Annotated in this window: 19 protein-coding genes; 6 read left to right on the top strand and 13 right to left on the bottom strand. The window is 38.6% G+C overall.

Translation table 11 applies throughout. The annotated features are described in order from the left end of the window. Window positions 1-144 precede the first annotated feature (144 nt). The 6 genes from ACFX4N_RS07090 to ACFX4N_RS07115 all read right to left on the bottom strand — a co-directional run bounded on the left by ACFX4N_RS07090 (window position 145) and on the right by ACFX4N_RS07115 (window position 5,859). The gene (locus ACFX4N_RS07090) at window positions 145-393 is read right to left on the bottom strand and encodes a hypothetical protein (RefSeq protein WP_013056242.1); all 249 of its coding nucleotides are present in this window, start codon (window positions 391-393) and stop codon (window positions 145-147) included. Window positions 394-431: 38 nt separating this feature from the next. Beyond that, window positions 432-917 (bottom strand): PaaI family thioesterase, encoded by a 486-nt coding sequence (locus ACFX4N_RS07095; RefSeq protein ID WP_192100631.1) that lies wholly within the window; start codon window positions 915-917, stop codon window positions 432-434. Between the two features lie 139 nt (window positions 918-1,056). Further along, the gene (locus ACFX4N_RS07100) at window positions 1,057-1,899 is read right to left on the bottom strand and encodes an aldo/keto reductase (RefSeq protein ID WP_057274620.1); all 843 of its coding nucleotides are present in this window, start codon (window positions 1,897-1,899) and stop codon (window positions 1,057-1,059) included. A 117-nt stretch (window positions 1,900-2,016) separates the two neighbouring features. Further along, entirely contained in the window at window positions 2,017-3,261 is a 1,245-nt protein-coding gene (locus ACFX4N_RS07105; protein ID WP_057274619.1) for a Bcr/CflA family efflux MFS transporter, read from the bottom strand. Between the two features lie 206 nt (window positions 3,262-3,467). Continuing rightward, window positions 3,468-4,655: a methionine gamma-lyase gene (gene megL, locus ACFX4N_RS07110; RefSeq protein WP_192100630.1), complete on the bottom strand. Its 1,188-nt coding sequence runs from the start codon at window positions 4,653-4,655 to the stop codon at window positions 3,468-3,470. Between the two features lie 154 nt (window positions 4,656-4,809). Beyond that, the gene (locus tag ACFX4N_RS07115; RefSeq protein WP_377261107.1) at window positions 4,810-5,859 is read right to left on the bottom strand and encodes an NAD(P)/FAD-dependent oxidoreductase; all 1,050 of its coding nucleotides are present in this window, start codon (window positions 5,857-5,859) and stop codon (window positions 4,810-4,812) included. Window positions 5,860-6,047: 188 nt separating this feature from the next. On the opposite strand from ACFX4N_RS07115, the gene ACFX4N_RS07120 reads away from it, so the two are divergent. From ACFX4N_RS07120 to ACFX4N_RS07135, 4 genes are all read left to right on the top strand, one after another. Further along, complete coding sequence (locus tag ACFX4N_RS07120) at window positions 6,048-6,842, top strand: ABC transporter ATP-binding protein (RefSeq protein ID WP_013056236.1); 795 nt, start codon at window positions 6,048-6,050, stop codon at window positions 6,840-6,842. After that, window positions 6,843-7,763 (top strand): iron-hydroxamate ABC transporter substrate-binding protein, encoded by a 921-nt coding sequence (locus tag ACFX4N_RS07125; RefSeq protein ID WP_057274617.1) that lies wholly within the window; start codon window positions 6,843-6,845, stop codon window positions 7,761-7,763. It begins immediately after the preceding gene. Window positions 7,764-7,844: 81 nt separating this feature from the next. Continuing rightward, the gene (locus ACFX4N_RS07130; RefSeq protein WP_013056234.1) at window positions 7,845-8,855 is read left to right on the top strand and encodes a FecCD family ABC transporter permease; all 1,011 of its coding nucleotides are present in this window, start codon (window positions 7,845-7,847) and stop codon (window positions 8,853-8,855) included. Then, complete coding sequence (locus ACFX4N_RS07135; RefSeq protein ID WP_013056233.1) at window positions 8,852-9,859, top strand: FecCD family ABC transporter permease; 1,008 nt, start codon at window positions 8,852-8,854, stop codon at window positions 9,857-9,859. The genes ACFX4N_RS07130 and ACFX4N_RS07135 overlap by 4 nt, the downstream gene beginning before the upstream one ends. Window positions 9,860-9,974: 115 nt before the next feature. Here the strand turns inward: ACFX4N_RS07135 and ACFX4N_RS07140 are convergent, their stop codons facing one another. Further along, complete coding sequence (locus tag ACFX4N_RS07140) at window positions 9,975-10,142, bottom strand: YfhD family protein (protein WP_013056232.1); 168 nt, start codon at window positions 10,140-10,142, stop codon at window positions 9,975-9,977. A 128-nt stretch (window positions 10,143-10,270) separates the two neighbouring features. Between ACFX4N_RS07140 and ytzI the strand changes: the two genes are divergently transcribed. Then, window positions 10,271-10,405 (top strand): YtzI protein, encoded by a 135-nt coding sequence (gene ytzI, locus ACFX4N_RS07145; protein WP_081252125.1) that lies wholly within the window; start codon window positions 10,271-10,273, stop codon window positions 10,403-10,405. Between the two features lie 31 nt (window positions 10,406-10,436). Here the strand turns inward: ytzI and ACFX4N_RS07150 are convergent, their stop codons facing one another. The 4 genes from ACFX4N_RS07150 to ACFX4N_RS07165 form a co-directional block, all read right to left on the bottom strand. Continuing rightward, window positions 10,437-10,634, bottom strand: coding sequence for a helix-turn-helix domain-containing protein (locus tag ACFX4N_RS07150; protein ID WP_013056230.1), 198 nt, complete (start codon window positions 10,632-10,634; stop codon window positions 10,437-10,439). A 45-nt stretch (window positions 10,635-10,679) separates the two neighbouring features. Then, on the bottom strand, window positions 10,680-11,108 hold the full coding sequence (locus tag ACFX4N_RS07155; RefSeq protein ID WP_057274616.1) for a MarR family winged helix-turn-helix transcriptional regulator: 429 nt from the start codon (window positions 11,106-11,108) through the stop codon (window positions 10,680-10,682). A 62-nt stretch (window positions 11,109-11,170) separates the two neighbouring features. Then, the gene (locus tag ACFX4N_RS07160; RefSeq protein ID WP_057274615.1) at window positions 11,171-12,796 is read right to left on the bottom strand and encodes a DHA2 family efflux MFS transporter permease subunit; all 1,626 of its coding nucleotides are present in this window, start codon (window positions 12,794-12,796) and stop codon (window positions 11,171-11,173) included. Window positions 12,797-12,829: 33 nt separating this feature from the next. Further along, complete coding sequence (locus tag ACFX4N_RS07165) at window positions 12,830-13,468, bottom strand: biotin/lipoyl-containing protein (RefSeq protein WP_013056227.1); 639 nt, start codon at window positions 13,466-13,468, stop codon at window positions 12,830-12,832. Between the two features lie 279 nt (window positions 13,469-13,747). On the opposite strand from ACFX4N_RS07165, the gene ACFX4N_RS07170 reads away from it, so the two are divergent. Next, window positions 13,748-14,209 (top strand): MarR family winged helix-turn-helix transcriptional regulator, encoded by a 462-nt coding sequence (locus ACFX4N_RS07170; protein ID WP_192100628.1) that lies wholly within the window; start codon window positions 13,748-13,750, stop codon window positions 14,207-14,209. 49 nt (window positions 14,210-14,258) lie between these two features. Here the strand turns inward: ACFX4N_RS07170 and ACFX4N_RS07175 are convergent, their stop codons facing one another. Next, on the bottom strand, window positions 14,259-15,062 hold the full coding sequence (locus tag ACFX4N_RS07175) for an endonuclease I family protein (protein WP_013056225.1): 804 nt from the start codon (window positions 15,060-15,062) through the stop codon (window positions 14,259-14,261). After that, a complete protein-coding gene (locus ACFX4N_RS07180) occupies window positions 15,059-16,018 on the bottom strand; it encodes a S8 family peptidase (RefSeq protein ID WP_057274613.1) in 960 nt (319 codons plus the stop codon). Before ACFX4N_RS07180 ends, ACFX4N_RS07175 begins: the two co-directional genes overlap by 4 nt. Window positions 16,019-16,178: the final 160 nt, after the last annotated feature.

Here is a 16,178-nt window from a genome sequence, read left to right on the forward strand (position 1 = left end):
AATCTCGTTAAAAAGAGGCTGGGGTAAAAGTATTTTATTTGAAGAAAGATCCGAACGATGAAGCGAGATTCTTGATGGAGAATCCAACTCGTTCGGATTTTTTCATTGTGGTCGTAAGCGTAGGTTTACTGTATGTAGTTGCTTCTAGTTGTTCGTCTCTTCTTTATTTAATATCAGCCATTTGATTTTTCGATCTCGCTCTTTTCTTTCTTGTTCATCAACCAAATCATATTTCTTCAGCAAATGAAACATCTCGTTTAATGTTGTTTGCGAAGGATTTCGTACGAGAAACTCATGAAATAACGAGCGAATATCTTCTGGCAGCCATTGTGACTGCGAGTTAAACTTCTGCTGTACATCTTCTACCGAGTGGTCTAAATTACATTTACCCATACCTTTTCCTCCCTTTTTATGTAACTATTTTGCATTTTTTAGTCTTCTTTGCGTTTAAACGTACTTGGCATAACAACTGCCACAACTTCTCCGGTCGCAACAATGATGTCACTCGCGTATACTTCTGTTTTAACTCTCCATTTCTTCGGGTGAATTTCTTCAACCGTTCCTATCGCTTTTAGTACTTCACCCTGTGGCGTTGGTTTTTTAAAATCTACGTGGAGAGAACCGGTAACAAACCGCGGCGGCTCTGCTGAATCTCCTATTTCGTAGCCATTTTTACGGTATAGAGCAAGAGATGCAGAGCCTGTTCCATGGCAATCAATCAGTGATGCAAGAAGTCCGCCATAAACAAATCCTGGTATAGCTGTATGTTCAGCCTTAGGTGTATAAAGGGTAATAGTTTTTTCTCCTAGCCATCCTGTGCGAAAATGATAGCCGTCCTGGTTTAATCGGCCGCAGCCGTAACACCATGCAAAATCATCCGGATATTCGTCTTGAATCGCTTTAATTACTTTTTCCATGGTTCACCACTCCTTTTTTCGGAATATTTTAACACATTTTCTCCTACAATCGTTAGAACTAAACGGACTATTTTCAGTCTTAAATAATGAAAAACCATAGAATAAAAGCCTCACTTAAAAAATAAGTGAGGCCTTATAGTTAAAATTCTTCATAAGCAGCGGGGTCTTGATTATTAAGTCTTCCATCCTCGCGGTTCAATTCTGAAATCATATTCATCTCAGTTTCATCTAAAGAAAATGAAAAAATGGATATGTTTTCAAGCTGCCGCTTGCGAGATGACGATTTTGGAATTGAAATCGCCCCTAGCTGATAATGCCATCGCAAAATCACTTGTGAAACTGTCTTATTATGACGGTCGGCAATTTGTTTAATTGCTTCATTTTCTAAAACAGCACTTGCTCGCCCTAGTGGACTCCAAGATTCAATTTGAATGTTTTTCTCCTGATACCAATTTCGATATTGATGTTGATTAAAAAAAGGATGCAGTTCTATTTGATTGATACTTGGTAAAATGCCGGTCTCTTTTTCCAAGCGCTCAACATGCTCGGGAAGAAAATTGCAAACACCGATTGAACGAATCAATCCCCAGCGCTTCGCATCAATCAATGCTTGCCAAGCTTCTACATAATGATCTTGTTTAGGATTAGGCCAATGAATAAGATACAAATCATAATAGTCTAAATTCGCGCGATATAAAGATTCTTGGATGGTAGGAATTGCTTTGTCATACGTATGGTATCGCCCTGGGAGTTTAGACGTAACGAATAGTTCTTGTCTAGAAACCGGCGTTCTTCGAAGAGCTTGGCCCACGGTGCCTTCATTTTCGTAATTATAAGCCGTATCAATTAGACGATACCCTACATCAATCGCACTCGTTATAGCGTTGACTCCTTCATTTCCGTTAAGCTTGTATGTACCAAAGCCTATAGCAGGCAAGGTTACCCCGTCATTAAGGGTTATTTCAGGAATTACTTTACTCATTATTATCCACTCCTTTCGATCATGCCCTAAGGTTAGCATATATTATCCAATAATTGAATAAATTTGCATCACTCATTTTCACAAAGGAGTGATGCTTTCAAACAATCAAAAAAGTGATTACGGAGAAACTTCCGTTTTAAACTCGTTAACGTCGCACTTTTCTGTTTCTTTCTTGTTTTTAGTTAACGTAAAGAAAGCTACAAAACCCAAAAGCGCCGTACTAAATAAAATAGCAGCCATCGGAATCGCTGTGGTTTCGTTAATACCCACTAAAGGAGAAACAATTGATCCTAAAGTTAGTGGAAGCATGCCTAACACGGCACTCGCACTTCCTGCTCTATGTCCTTGATTTTTCATTGCCAATGTCACCGAGCCTGTGATCGTCATTCCTATAGAGATCATGTAAATAAAAATGGGAATAACAATCGTAGCCAGCGGCCCTTTAAGCATGGTCATGATAAGAAGTACGCTAGTAGCACTTACAGCCGTAATCACGGCAATGCGAAGCAGGCTTCTTTCATGAAGAATTCCGCTAAAGCGCCCAATAATAAAGCTTCCAGTCACAATGGCCAAGCCGTTAATCCCAAACAAAATGCTAAAAACTTGCGGAGAAACATGGTAGATCCCTTGATAGACAAATGGAGTGCCTGATACATAAGCAAAGCTTCCTCCGTGGACCAGTCCGACAATTAAGGCATAACCAATAAAAGAACGGTCTTGTAATAAACTGCCCATTGTGCGAACGGAATGACCAATTGAACTTGGCGTTCTATTTTCAATTGGCAAAGTTTCTTTTAAACGCATTGAGATTGTTAAAACAATTAAAAGACCTATTAAACTTAAAAACAAGAAAATAGTATGCCAACTTGCAAAAGGAAGAAGTAAAATAGCACCTCCGGCCATTGGTGCTATCATTGGTGCAAAGGCATTGATAACCATTAACAGAGCAAAAAACTTCGTAAGCTCCCTTCCACTAAAAACGTCTCTGACAATGGCTCGAGAAAGAACAACTCCTGCCGAAGCCGTAAACCCCTGCAAAAAGCGTGCGATAATTAAAGCCGTGATAGTAGGAGCCAGCGCACAGAGCAATGACGATAGCATAAATAAAGAGATGGAAATGAGTAAAGGTCCTTTTCTTCCCTTCGCATCACTGATTGGACCAATCACGATTTGACCAACGGCAAGGCCTAGTAAACACGATGTTAAACTAAGCTGAACAAGTGAAGCTCGCGCATTTAAATGATCAGCAATAGCAGGAAAACTTGGCAAATACATATCGATATTAAGCGGACCTAATATCGCAAGCGTGCTGAGAAGAAACGCCAATCCTAGACGTTTTTTCCCAGTTGGATTATGAAGCATAATAGCAGTGCACCTTCCTTACCTAAATATTGTATTTTCACAGATAACCTTTAGTCTATTGAAAGGCATCTCTTCTGTCTAGGACATTTGTCTAAAGATGTAGGTAAAGTTCCACTCGCAAAAAAGGATGTATGAGTGATGACATACGATTGATATTCAAAAAACAACGCTTGAAATATCCTTAAGATACTTCAAGCGTTGTTTTTTTATATACTATCTAATGCCTGCTGTAAATCTCTCATAATATCTTCCCATGCTTCCAGTCCAACTGATAAGCGAAGGAGTTCGTTTGAGATTCCCATTTCTTTTCGAGCTTCTTCCGGCACAACTGCATGCGTCATCGAGGCAGGATGCTGAATAAGTGTTTCAGCATCTCCAAGACTCACCGCAATGGAAATGAGCTTAAGCTGATTAACCACTTTTACGGTTTCTTCATAACCTCCTTTCACTTCAAAGGAGAGAAGCCCCCCTCCTTTTTTCATTTGCTTTTGCATGAGAGAATAAGCAGTGCTCTTTTTATCACCTGGATAATAAACGGCTTTCACCTTGGGATGGAGACTTAATTGTTTTGCGATATGTTCAGCATTTTCACAGTGACGATCCATTCGAACGGCCAGCGTTTTTAAGCCTCGGAGTAACAGCCAAGCATCAAACGGTGAAAGAATGCCTCCGATATCTTTTTGCGTCGTTTTGCGCAGTACGGAAATAACCTCTTCGTTCCCTACTACAATTCCCGCGACAACATCTCCGTGTCCACCAATAAATTTTGTTGCGCTATGAATGACTAAGTCGCATCCAAGCTTCAGCGGCTGCTGCAAATAAGGAGTTGAAAAGGTATTGTCTACTACCACAGGAATTCCTTTTTGTTTGGCGATAGAAGTAACTAACTCTAAATCTACTAAAGTCATAGTCGGGTTAATCGGTGTTTCAATATAAATACATGCTGTATCTTTTCTGATAGCAGCAAGAATTTCTTCCTCAGTTTCCAAGCTGGAGAAAGAATGACGGATTTGATATTTTTCCTCAAGCATTTCTAAGAGACCAAACGTGCATCCATACACTCCTTTAGAACACAAAATATGATCGCCTGCTTTTGTAAGTCCAATCAATACAGCCGATACTGCAGCCATTCCCGATCCAAATGCCAAAGCGGCTTCTCCTTCTTCAAGCTGTGCCATACGCTCTTCTAAAATGGTGATCGTTGGATTAGATAACCGGGAATATACATAACCATCTTCTGCTCCGCTAAACCGGTTTGCACCTTGTTCTAGAGATGAAAATGTAAATGTAGACGTTTGATAAATAGGCGGAGCTAAACTATCAAAATGATGTTTTGATTCATACCCTGCGTGAATGGCTTTTGTTTCAAACTGATATTTCTCTTTTTCGTTCATACGGCTTCCCCCTTATGCAAACAAGCGCTGTGTCATCTTTAAAAATGTAAGCGTTTTCTTTTATTATATTTCTCTTTTCTTTTTTCGTTCCCTTCCTCCTTACTTAGATAATTCTACCGTAGAGAAAGAAGCGACATGCACCCTGCATCTCGCTTTACTTCATCATTTGTTTAATTAGTGTTGAATTACGCTTTTTGAATACTTCATTGTGAGAAGAAACCATAGCTGTCTTAGCCGCAGAAGGCTGAACGAATTGTTTTGCTTTGTTTACGGCATTAGCAGCATCTTGAAAAGCACCCGTAATTAAATGGACTTTCCCTTCGTGCATGAGAATATCTCCCGCTGCATATACGCCTTCTACAGACGTTTCGCTTGCTGCATTACCTGCGATGTAATAGTCATCAATGGTTTTGATATGTAGTTTACTGTTTTTTAACAGCTCTGTATCTCTTTCATAACCGTGATTAATGATAACTTCTTCAACCAGCAAATAAGAAATCTCACCGGTTTGATGATTAGTCAGCTCAACTGTTTCAATAAATTCATGCGTCGCATCAGCCACTAATTTTGTAATAGATGTGTTAAGCAGACAGTGAGCTGAACTGTTTATTAATTGTCTCACCTGTGCTTCATGACCAGTTAGTTCACTGTTTCGATACGTAATATATACCTTTTCAGCAACGGGCTCTAGCTCATTTGCCCAATCAATGGCTGAATTACCTCCTCCGGAAACAATCACCGTTTTATTTTTAAAATGCTGCAGAGATTTAACCGTATAGTTTAAGTTTGTTACTTCAAATCGTTCTGCCCCTTCGATTTTGAGCTTTTGCGGATTTAAAATACCTCCTCCCACAGCAAGGATAATCGTTTTAGAGTAATGATGTTTCCCTGAAGAACTCGTCAGCTGGAAAATACCATCTTCTAAGCGGGAAATGGAGTCAACTTTCTCATTTAAAACAACAGTTGGATCAAACGTCAGCCCTTGTTCAACAAGCTGTTCAATAAGCTTCGCACCAGTAATAGGAGTTTGGCCTCCGACATCCCAAATCATTTTTTCAGGATAAACGTGAAGCTTTCCGCCTAGCTTTGGCTGATATTCAATTAGCTTTGTTTTCATTTCTCTTAGTCCACTATAAAAAGTCGAGTAAAGGCCAGCCGGCCCCCCTCCTATAATTGTCACGTCAAACAGTTCGTTTTTTGTCATAAACATCCACTCCTTGCAATTAATCGTTATTGATTATCATTCTCATTTGAATATACATCTTCTTCACCGTTTTGACAATAAAAATAACTATTGACATCTGAAAACGTTCGAATTATAGTATGTAAAGTAAACGACATTGATAATCATTATCAAGTATCGTTGTATTAAACGTAAACGGAGGGGCAAATATGGTTCGCCTATATACAGAGAAATTACATATTAGTTATGGTGAACGTCTAATAGTTAAGAATTTAAGCGTTAACATTCCAGACAAAAAGATTACCACGATTATTGGTTCAAACGGATGCGGCAAATCAACGCTTTTAAAAGCCATCACCCGCATTATTTCCCATCAATCTGGCTCCGTCATTTTAGATGGCGAAAACATTTCAACAGAACATACAAAATCACTCGCTAAAAAAATGGCGATTCTCCCTCAGACACCAGAAAGTGCCAGCGGCCTAACTGTTGGAGAACTTGTATCTTATGGGCGATTTCCCTATCAAAAAGGTTTTGGGCGTCTATCGAAAGAAGACTATAAAATGATTGACTGGGCGCTTGAAGTAACCGGAACAAAAGATTACAAGTTTCGTCCCGTTGACTCTCTTTCAGGCGGTCAGCGCCAGCGAGTGTGGATTGCGATGGCTTTAGCTCAAGAAACCGATATTATATTCCTCGATGAGCCTACTACCTACTTGGATATGGCTCATCAGTTAGAAGTACTTGAACTCCTGCAAAAACTAAACAAAGAGCAAGAACGTACAGTTGTAATGGTGCTTCATGATCTAAATCAAGCCGCTCGCTTTGCGGATTATATTATCGCTTTAAAAGATGGAGAAATTGTCAAAGCCGGAAAATGTGAAGAAGTCATTACGCAGGACGTTCTAAAAAAAGTGTTTCATATCGACGCTGAAATTGGGCGGGATCCGAGAACAAATAAACCAATGTGCATCACATATAACTTATTAAGAGGAGATAACTAAATGAAAAAATTACTGCTTCCATTCATGCTTATATTCGTACTACTTATTAGTGCCTGCAGCAGCGGTTCAACTGAAAGTAAAAATGATTCTAGCAAAAACAGCGAATCCAAGACGATCACATATCAATCTGAAGACGGCCCTGTAAAAGTTCCGGCTAATCCGAAACGTGTTGTTGTGTTAGGTTCCTATGCAGGTAACGTACTTTCTTTAGGTGTTAACATTGTCGGAGTGGACTCATGGTCTAAAATGAATCCCCGCTTTGAAAAGAAATTAAAAGGCGTCGAAGAAGTATCAGAGGAAAATTTAGAAAAGATCATTGAATTAAAGCCTGACTTAATTATTGGCTTATCTACTACAAAAAACATTGATAAATTGAAAAAAATTGCCCCTACTGTCACGTATACATACGATAAAGTAGATTACCTTACTCAGCATGTAGAAATTGGAAAGCTATTAAATAAAGAAAAAGAAGCACAATCATGGGTAGACGACTTTAAAAAGCGTGCGGCAAAAGCTGGTTCTGACATCAAAGCTAAAATTGGCGAAGATGCCACGGTTTCAGTTATTGAGAACTTTGACAAACAGCTTTATGTGTTTGGGAATAACTGGGGACGCGGAACGGAGATTCTTTATCAAGAAATGAAATTAAAAATGCCGCAGAAAGTAAAAAAAATGGCTTTGAAAGATGGGTACTATGCAATTTCACCGGAAGTTCTTCCTGAATATGCCGGAGATTATTTAATCTTCAGCAAAAACCAAGATGGAGATACATCATTTGAGAAAACAGATACGTACAAAAATATTCCTGCTGTAAAGAACAATCACGTATTTGAAGCAAATGCAAAAGAATTTTATTTTAATGATCCAATCACACTAGATTATCAACTAGATTTCTTTACTCAAAAATTTCTTGGTAAGTAATTCATTCAAGAGGAATTCTTTTTAGGATTCCTCTTGCTTTGTGTTACTAAATTTATTCTCACATGAAAAGATGGGTGTTTTATGAAAAAAGACAATCAGCGTTTCATTCCCTTTTTATATAAATTAATAGGTATGCTGTTCGTATTCATCACAATGTTTGTTTCTTCAATGGTTTTTGGCGCTGCTGATATATCTATAAAAGATGTGTGGTTAGCACTTTCATCAAGCACTGTAAACGAACACATCTCGATCATCCGGGATATTCGTTTACCCCGTGAAATCGCCGCTGTTTTTGTTGGCGCTGCTTTATCCGTATCAGGAGCAATTATGCAAGGTATGACAAGAAACCCTCTTGCAGATCCAGGACTCTTAGGGTTAACGTCTGGCGCAAATGCGGCTTTAGCTGTAACAATTGCCTTGATCCCTTCTATAAATTATTTGGGTATTACGATTGCTTGCTTTATAGGAGCCGGGGTTGGCGCAATCCTGGTGTTTGGAATTGCTGCTATAAAAAGAGGAGGATTTTCTCCGCTTCGAATTGTACTAGCGGGGGCTGCCGTTTCAGCATTTCTATATGCCATTGGAGAAGGCTTCGGTATTTATTTTAAGATTTCAAAAGATGTATCCATGTGGACTGCTGGCGGAATTGTAGGCACTTCTTGGGAACAGCTTCAAATCATCGTTCCTTTTATTGTCGGCGGTATATTCATTGCCCTTTTGCTTTCTCGGCAGCTTACTATTTTGAGCTTAAATGAAGAAGTCGCTGTAGGGTTAGGCCAGCAAACAACAAAAGTCAAAACCATTTTATTTGTCGTCATGATTCTTCTTGCCGGCGCTTCTGTTGCGCTAGTCGGAAACATGGTGTTTATTGGCTTGATGATTCCTCATATTGTACGAGGAATCGTAGGAACCGACTATCGTTATATTATCCCTATGTCCGCTATCACTGGCGCAGCGTTTATGCTGCTTGCTGATACATTGGCTCGAACAGTAAGTGCTCCTTATGAAACACCGATAGCAGCAGTTGTATCGATGATTGGTTTACCTTTCTTTTTAGTCATTGTTCGTAAAGGAGGAAAAGCATTCTCATGATTCACCCAGTGCTTATTAGAAAACAACGAATAATTATGATGCTGCTCACTGTTTTGATTCTTGGAACGGTTGTGATAGGAATGGCGCTCGGTGATGCACCCCTTCCTTATAATAAAGTGTTTCCTACTCTTTTTGGCAAAGGTGATTTTGCAGATGAGTTCGTCCTTTTTTCAATTCGACTTCCGCGCATTATCATCACGCTTCTAGCAGGAATGGCTCTAGCTTTATCAGGAGCTATCTTACAAGGTGTTACGCGCAATGATTTAGCGGAACCTGGGATTATAGGAATTAATTCAGGAGCAGGAGTCGCAATTGCTGTATTCTTTTTATTTGCCCCAATTGAAGCTGGTTCTTTCGTCTATGCCCTTCCGCTAGTAGGGTTCATCGGTGCCTTGTTTACAGCTAGTCTCATCTATCTTTGTGCATATAGTAAAAGCCAAGGACTGCAGCCTGTAAAGCTTATCTTAACAGGCGTAGGTTTTTCGATGGCTCTTTCTGGAATGATGGTGGTGATTATGTCATCAGCTGATCGCGCTAAAGTTGATTTTATTGCTAAATGGATTGCAGGGAACATCTGGGGGACAGACTGGCCTTTTATATGGGCTCTTCTACCTTGGCTTCTTGTCTTGATTCCTTTTATATTGTACAAAGCAAACTCATTAAATATTTTTAATTTAAATGAAGCTGCAGCTATTGGAGTCGGCATTTCTATGGAGAAAGAACGTATAACATTGCTTTTAGCCGCGGTTGCATTAGCGGCAGCGGCAGTTTCAGTGACGGGCGGCGTTGCTTTTATTGGACTTCTTGCTCCTCATATTGCTAAAGGCTTAGTGGGACCGAGAAATCAGCTTTTTATTCCTGTCGCTATTTTACTTGGCGGTTGGCTTTTGCTGATTGCAGACACAATAGGACATAATATTGCCGATCCTAACGGTGTACCAGCAGGAATTGTCGCCGCCGTAATCGGTGCTCCTTATTTTGTTTATTTGCTTTTGAAAAAATAACAAACGAGGCTGAGAGATAACAACATTAATAATCCAATCTAAAAACGAACAACTAATCAAAATGTTTGATTAGTTGTTCGTTTTTCACTTGGGCCAAAATACTTTTATCCCAGCCTCAGTTATTATTTTTTTGTCTTTCATCTGCAGCGTTCGCTCTAGCCTGTGCTTCTAAATCGGCTTGGTCTGCTAATTCACGAGAAAACTCTTCGTCTACTCCATCTGCTTTAGATGCAGGATAATCCGCTACCTTTTTTAATTGTTTTTTCAACTCTTTTTCATTCATTATAAACACTCCTTTATTCTAGACTGTTATTAGTATGCGTTTGTCATTTCTGCACTATGTGGGGAAAGAAGGAATTTTACTAATAAGACCGAAAGCATACATAACGAGAAAAAGAAAGGATGGTTTAGATGATTGTCATTATTACGCTCTCTATTATCATTGTATTTGTTATTTTACTGCTATGCGTAATTACTACTTCGAAAGCTTATGATTACAAACATACCGTAGATCCTCTTACAAAAAACCAAGACGAAAAAAAGTAGGTGCGCTCGTTTCACACACCTACTTTTTGTATTAGCTCTGCAGTGTTTTTAAATCATGATCATTCAATTGAAATGCTTGTTTAATTTTGTCCTCCAAGTTTTTTGTTACTCTTCGCTTACCCACTTCAACCAGTGCAATTAAAGAAAAACTGCAGTTCACCGCTTGAGCAAAGCTGCGCTGATTCATATTGTAGTTTTTCCGAATGTTTTTTACCATCTCTTTATCCATTTACACTCACTCCGCTTAACTCAATATACTTTTGTCTATTCAAGTTCAAGTCACATGTTCATCTAGCTGCCGACAGAGCGTAAGAAAGTGCTGCTGTTCTTCTTCTTTATAGCATGCAAACAGTTTTTCAACTTCTTGCTGCATGTCTTTCTCAGCAGCTCGAATGACTTGTTTCCCCTTGTTTGTAAGTTCAATCATAACTTTACGCCGATCATCTTTTGAATGGTAGCGCTCCACAAGATTCAGTTCATACAAACGTGTAATCGATGCTGTGATAACGCTTGGACTCGCCTTCATTTCGTCTGCCACTTTGGTAACAGGTATTGTATGTGATCGTTCAACAATCAGTAAAATATGATATTGAAAAGGGGTAATTCCGTAATGCTGTAAAAGACTTTTTACATTTGTCATTACTTTTTTGTTTAAAGATATTGAAATTTTTTGAATTTCTTCACCAAATATCAGTGGATCCATCCACCTCACCGCCCCTTTCTCTCTAACATGTCTTATGATGAACGTTAGATTTCTATAGCTCCTTATGAATTTATACTTTTGGGAGCTGGAAGCATACGAATATCTTCCTCTTGAGCTTCTGATTTCTTTTCTTCGACTACTTTATCTTTACGTACGTCACGAAGGAAGAAGCTTAAAATCAAACCGATAATAGAAATCGCTGTTGCCCAGTAGAAGGCATCGTTAATACCTTGAATCGTACCTTGCTGCGTCATTTTTCCAGATAAAATCGTGAGCGCTTGCTGCTGAGCTTGATCTTGTGATAAATGCAAAGTAGCGGCCACTTTTTGGACGAATAAATGAAAGCTATTCATAAAGAATGGATCTGACGTATTCATGGAACTGCTGATTTCATTTACATGATACGTTGTACGGTTCGTAAAAATCGTCGTCATCAAACTAATACCAATTGAACCACTTACTTGACGAAGCGTATTAGACATTGATGTTCCGTGACTGCTTAGTCGCTGCGGAAGCTGATTTAAACCGGCTGTCATAATCGGCATCATTAAAAGTGACATACCAAACGAACGGATAATATAAATCCCTAAAATATGATTAAACGGTGTATCCATCGTCAGCTTCGTAAATTCAAACGTTGAAATAGATGTAATGAGCATACCAACGATTGCTAGCGGACGAGGTCCCACTTTATCAAACAATGTACCTGAAATTGGCGACATAACCAGCATAACAAGTGCTCCAGGAAGTAACAGGAGTCCTGAATCAAAAGCAGAATAGCCGCGGATGTTTTGCAAGTAAATTGGAAGTAAGAACATACCTGCGTACATACTGATTGTAATTGCAATACTAATAATATTCGATAATGAAAAGATATTATATTTAAATACCCGCATATCCAACAGCGGCTTTTCAGATTTAATTTGCTGAAGGACAAATATAATTAACAGCACTGCCCCGCCAATGATTGTAGAAAGAACAACTGGATCCGTCCAGCCGTCATTTCCAGCTTCACTGAATCCATAAAGCAATAACCCCATACCTGCAAGTGATGTCACAACAGAAGGCATGTGTACTTTTACATCTTTTGGAGGCTGAATATCTTTTAATTGAAAGAAAGCAATAATCAGTACAATGGCACCTAATGGCACCATGCCGTTAAAAAGGATGTGCCAATCATAGTTTTGAATAACCCATCCAGATAAAGTTGGGCCAATAGCCGGTGCGAACATCATGGCCAATCCAAAAATCCCCATCCCTTTTCCTCGCATGTGAGGAGGGAAAATAAACACAATAATAGTCATGACAAGAGGCGATAAGACACCTCCGCCAATAGCTTGAATTAAACGGCCCGTAAGCATAATGGGAAACGTAGGTGCAATTCCGCAAATCAATGATCCTACTGTAAAACAAAACATTGCAAATAAGAACAAGCGACGTACACCAAATCGTTCAATTAAAAAAGCTGAAAGCGGAATTAACGCCCCGTTCACAAGCATATATCCAGTTAACAACCACTGAGCTGTATTTGCCGTTACGCCAAACTCAGTAATCAAATGCGGGATGGCTACGTTTAGTAACGTTTGGTTTAATATTGCAAGAAACAAACCAAGCATTAAAACAATTAATAGTGGAATATGCTTTTTGATGGATCCATCACTTGTGTTTTCTATACTGGCTGTCATCATATTTCCTCCCTTCTTGAACTATTGTAGTAAGAATTAGTCTTTCGAAATTTTCACTTCGGCGTTCATACCTGGCAGAACATGCTCTGAATAATTAGAAATAGAAATTTTCACAGGAACCGTTTGAGACACTTTTGTGTAGTTTCCATCTGAGCTTGAGTTGGATGTTAAAGATGAAAGTGAATTGGTTGCATATCCAATTTCTTCGACTTTACCGTCGATTTTTGCACTGCTGTCTCCGTCTACCGTTACATCGACATCGTCGCCTTCTTTAATATCCTTAAGCTGATCTTCTTTAATATTTGCTACGATAAATAGGTCTTTCATATCTACTTCCGTTGCAATTTGCTGTCCAGCTTGAACCATTTGATTTTCTTTTACGTTTGTTTGAATAATTTTTCCATCTGCTGGTACTGTAGCAGCTACAGACCCTTTTTCAGCTTGAATTTTAGCAATTTCAGCATCTTTTGATACATCATTTCCTTCTTCTACTGTCCAGCTTGCTACTTTACCTGCTGCAGGTGCAACTACATTGTATACATCTCCGGATACTTTAGCGTTATCCGTTGTAATATAGTTCGATTTTTGAACGTAATAATATCCTCCTCCAATTAATAAAGCTAAAATAACGATGATTCCAATAAAATTTGTTACCATTAAGCGACTTCTAGACATTCATTACTCCTCCTTAATAATTCACTAATAAAATTACTTTTTTATATAGCTTTTCCATAAAGATATTATCTCCATCTATTATGAGATATGTTTCTTTATAATCATCTATTTGGTTAACTACCTAAATAACTTTATCATAAAGATATTTTTTCGTAAAGATATTAATTTAAAAATAATAATGGTGGTTAAAGATAATCATTGCCATCCTTTACAATTGTTTCATTTTATTTTAGAGTTAGTTTATATATGTCCGTAGTGTACAAGGAGATGGAAGCTAGCATGGATAACAATTTAGATTCAAAAATTGAACACCTATATCAAATTAACACATCTTTTTTTCAATATATGCGACATTTAGTCGAAGAAACATTAAAAACACAGCCTTATCACTTAACACCCACTAAATTTTATATCTTAAACTACATTGCCAGCGGCACAAAGTATATGGTAGCAGATATTTCAAATAAACTTCACTTAACCTCGGGCGCTACAACTAGCTTATTAAATCAATTGGAAGAAGAATCTCTCATTAAGCGCGTGCGAGACGAAAAAGACCGGAGAGTCGTGTGGGTTTCATTGACCGATGAATCAAAGAAACTTGTTTCAATAATTACAGAGAAGCGAAATGGATTTTTAAAAGATATGCTAGCAGCTCTAACTGTAGAAGAACAGGAAGAATATTTTCGCTTATTAAATAAAATGGATGCCCTCTTAAGCGATAAATATGGATTTTCATATTAGGATACCTAAAAGAGCCCCGTTTCGAATAGAAACGGAGCTCTTTGTTATTTTAGAAAGCAGAATTTATTAGTGCAGCTGCTTTGTCAGGAAAATCGATAAAAGGATTTCGGTTGCCTTGCAACTCAAAGATTGCTGCATTGCGATGTTTTTCATAAAGTGAAACAGTAAATTCTTCATGCCATTTTAGTAAAAGAGGAAGATCTACTCGCGAAGAGTCAATTTTATTATGATAGCGAATTAAAAAATAAAGAGTTGATCGAGCCACAATTCCTTTTCCATATTCGGGTTCAAACTTACCTTTTTCTGCTTTGCCACATCCTTCTTTCACATCTGATTGCTTTACTTCCGGCGTATAATCCGGGAAGTCAATATAAGAAGAATTACCTCTTCGACTGTTACAAGAAGGTTCACACGCAAATAAATGATGCAAATCGCCTCTCATAGGCTCTTGTTTCCCAAACCAAGATTGCGGGACAACGTGCTCACAGTTTAGCAGTATATCATTGCTTGAAAGAGAGGAGTTACTAAGCGACTGAAGTTGATCAATATCTTGCTGTATAGTTTCTAACGGATCCATCCCTTTCCCTGAGTATAGACTTTTCAGCTCCCCATTCTCCTGTAGATCCACCCATGGATATACATATTTATGCGGCGAATAACTTAGCAAATGCTGATGCGTTTCCTTTAACAAAGTTTGCATGGCTTCTCTTTCAAAGAGCGTATCTTGATAATAAAGATTTTTATTTTCTTCATCTGTCTTTTCATCATAATAACTTCGATTGTTTGCGTATTCGTGATAAAGAGCTTTTGCCTGCTGCTTTTCCATCATTAACATATCTAAACTGCTTCTCATCCGATCACCTCTGAAGTCATTTGACGTTGAATTTCACGCAACAGCTTTTCAACAACGGTCAAGTGCACAAATCCGTTTCCTACTTCTCTTGGTGATTCATTTAATGGAAGGGTTCTTCTGATTAACTGTGCATAAAGCTCTGGTTCTGTAAGTTCTCTTCCAAACATTTCATTTGAAAGAACTTTTATCAATCCTAAGGACCCTGCTACGTGAGGTGTTGCCATAGAGGTTCCGCTCAGTGCAGCATACTTTCCATTCAAGTAAGTTGATACGATCTTCTCTCCCGGAGCCACTACATCTACTTCGTTGTTTGAGTTGGAAAACAACGAAGATCGTTTCTCTAAATCAACAGCTCCTACGCTAATCACTTCATTATATGACCCTGGGTACGCAAACTCATCTGTGGAGCCTTCTCCATCTCCTTCATTTCCCGCTGCGCAGACAACTAAAATATTCTGATCAACAGCATCTTGAATCGCTTCATGTAGCTCAGGCACATCCGACGGACCTCCAAGCGACATCGAAATGATATCTACTTTTTGCTCGATGGCGTAGTTAATACCTTGAATAATCCACTCGTATTGACCTGAACCATTTCCATCAAGTACTTTTAGGATAAGTAAGCCCACTTCAGGAGCCACTCCTACAACACCCGCTCCATTATGCGCTGCTGCAATTGTGCCTGCTACGTGAGTGCCGTGACCATTATAATCTTGAAAAATATCTGGATTTTGTTGATCATCTTGTGTAAAGTTTTTTCCTCCAATAATTCGCTCCTGCAAATCTGGATGTGTAACATCACAGCCAGTATCCAAAACCGCTATGGTTATTCCCCGTCCCTTTGTTTGCTTCCATACTTGCTCTGCTCCAATTAGAGCGACTCCTTCTGGGACTTCATTAAATTGATTCAATTGTTCAACTACTTGAAATGGGATAATGCGCACTTTGCTCTTCATTCAGATTCCCCCTGCAGGATTAAATGGAAGCTGGTTCATGGTGGGATCACTTTTAATCGCTTATTTTTGGAGCTTACTCATCGAGGTTTGTTACTTCTAAACTTATTATAACATAAAAAACAGAACGCATGTTTGTATTTTTGTAAATTTTTTTGCAAAT

Origin of the sequence: Priestia sp. YIM B13551, assembly GCF_042787905.1 — a bacterium.
Classification (GTDB): Bacteria; Bacillota; Bacilli; order Bacillales; family Bacillaceae_H; genus Priestia.

What these genes read in the sequence shown, in the direction of transcription:
- ACFX4N_RS07090 (WP_013056242.1), bottom strand. Translation starts at nt 393, where the DNA reads ATGGGTAAATGTAATTTAGACCACTCGGTAGAAGATGTACAGCAGAAG.
- ACFX4N_RS07095 (WP_192100631.1), bottom strand. Translation starts at nt 917, where the DNA reads ATGGAAAAAGTAATTAAAGCGATTCAAGACGAATATCCGGATGATTTT.
- ACFX4N_RS07100 (WP_057274620.1), bottom strand. Translation starts at nt 1,899, where the DNA reads ATGAGTAAAGTAATTCCTGAAATAACCCTTAATGACGGGGTAACCTTG.
- ACFX4N_RS07105 (WP_057274619.1), bottom strand. Translation starts at nt 3,261, where the DNA reads ATGCTTCATAATCCAACTGGGAAAAAACGTCTAGGATTGGCGTTTCTT.
- megL (WP_192100630.1), bottom strand. Translation starts at nt 4,655, where the DNA reads ATGAACGAAAAAGAGAAATATCAGTTTGAAACAAAAGCCATTCACGCA.
- ACFX4N_RS07115 (WP_377261107.1), bottom strand. Translation starts at nt 5,859, where the DNA reads ATGACAAAAAACGAACTGTTTGACGTGACAATTATAGGAGGGGGGCCG.
- ACFX4N_RS07120 (WP_013056236.1), top strand. Translation starts at nt 6,048, where the DNA reads ATGGTTCGCCTATATACAGAGAAATTACATATTAGTTATGGTGAACGT.
- ACFX4N_RS07125 (WP_057274617.1), top strand. Translation starts at nt 6,843, where the DNA reads ATGAAAAAATTACTGCTTCCATTCATGCTTATATTCGTACTACTTATT.
- ACFX4N_RS07130 (WP_013056234.1), top strand. Translation starts at nt 7,845, where the DNA reads ATGAAAAAAGACAATCAGCGTTTCATTCCCTTTTTATATAAATTAATA.
- ACFX4N_RS07135 (WP_013056233.1), top strand. Translation starts at nt 8,852, where the DNA reads ATGATTCACCCAGTGCTTATTAGAAAACAACGAATAATTATGATGCTG.
- ACFX4N_RS07140 (WP_013056232.1), bottom strand. Translation starts at nt 10,142, where the DNA reads ATGAATGAAAAAGAGTTGAAAAAACAATTAAAAAAGGTAGCGGATTAT.
- ytzI (WP_081252125.1), top strand. Translation starts at nt 10,271, where the DNA reads ATGATTGTCATTATTACGCTCTCTATTATCATTGTATTTGTTATTTTA.
- ACFX4N_RS07150 (WP_013056230.1), bottom strand. Translation starts at nt 10,634, where the DNA reads ATGGATAAAGAGATGGTAAAAAACATTCGGAAAAACTACAATATGAAT.
- ACFX4N_RS07155 (WP_057274616.1), bottom strand. Translation starts at nt 11,108, where the DNA reads ATGGATCCACTGATATTTGGTGAAGAAATTCAAAAAATTTCAATATCT.
- ACFX4N_RS07160 (WP_057274615.1), bottom strand. Translation starts at nt 12,796, where the DNA reads ATGATGACAGCCAGTATAGAAAACACAAGTGATGGATCCATCAAAAAG.
- ACFX4N_RS07165 (WP_013056227.1), bottom strand. Translation starts at nt 13,468, where the DNA reads ATGTCTAGAAGTCGCTTAATGGTAACAAATTTTATTGGAATCATCGTT.
- ACFX4N_RS07170 (WP_192100628.1), top strand. Translation starts at nt 13,748, where the DNA reads ATGGATAACAATTTAGATTCAAAAATTGAACACCTATATCAAATTAAC.
- ACFX4N_RS07175 (WP_013056225.1), bottom strand. Translation starts at nt 15,062, where the DNA reads ATGAGAAGCAGTTTAGATATGTTAATGATGGAAAAGCAGCAGGCAAAA.
- ACFX4N_RS07180 (WP_057274613.1), bottom strand. Translation starts at nt 16,018, where the DNA reads ATGAAGAGCAAAGTGCGCATTATCCCATTTCAAGTAGTTGAACAATTG.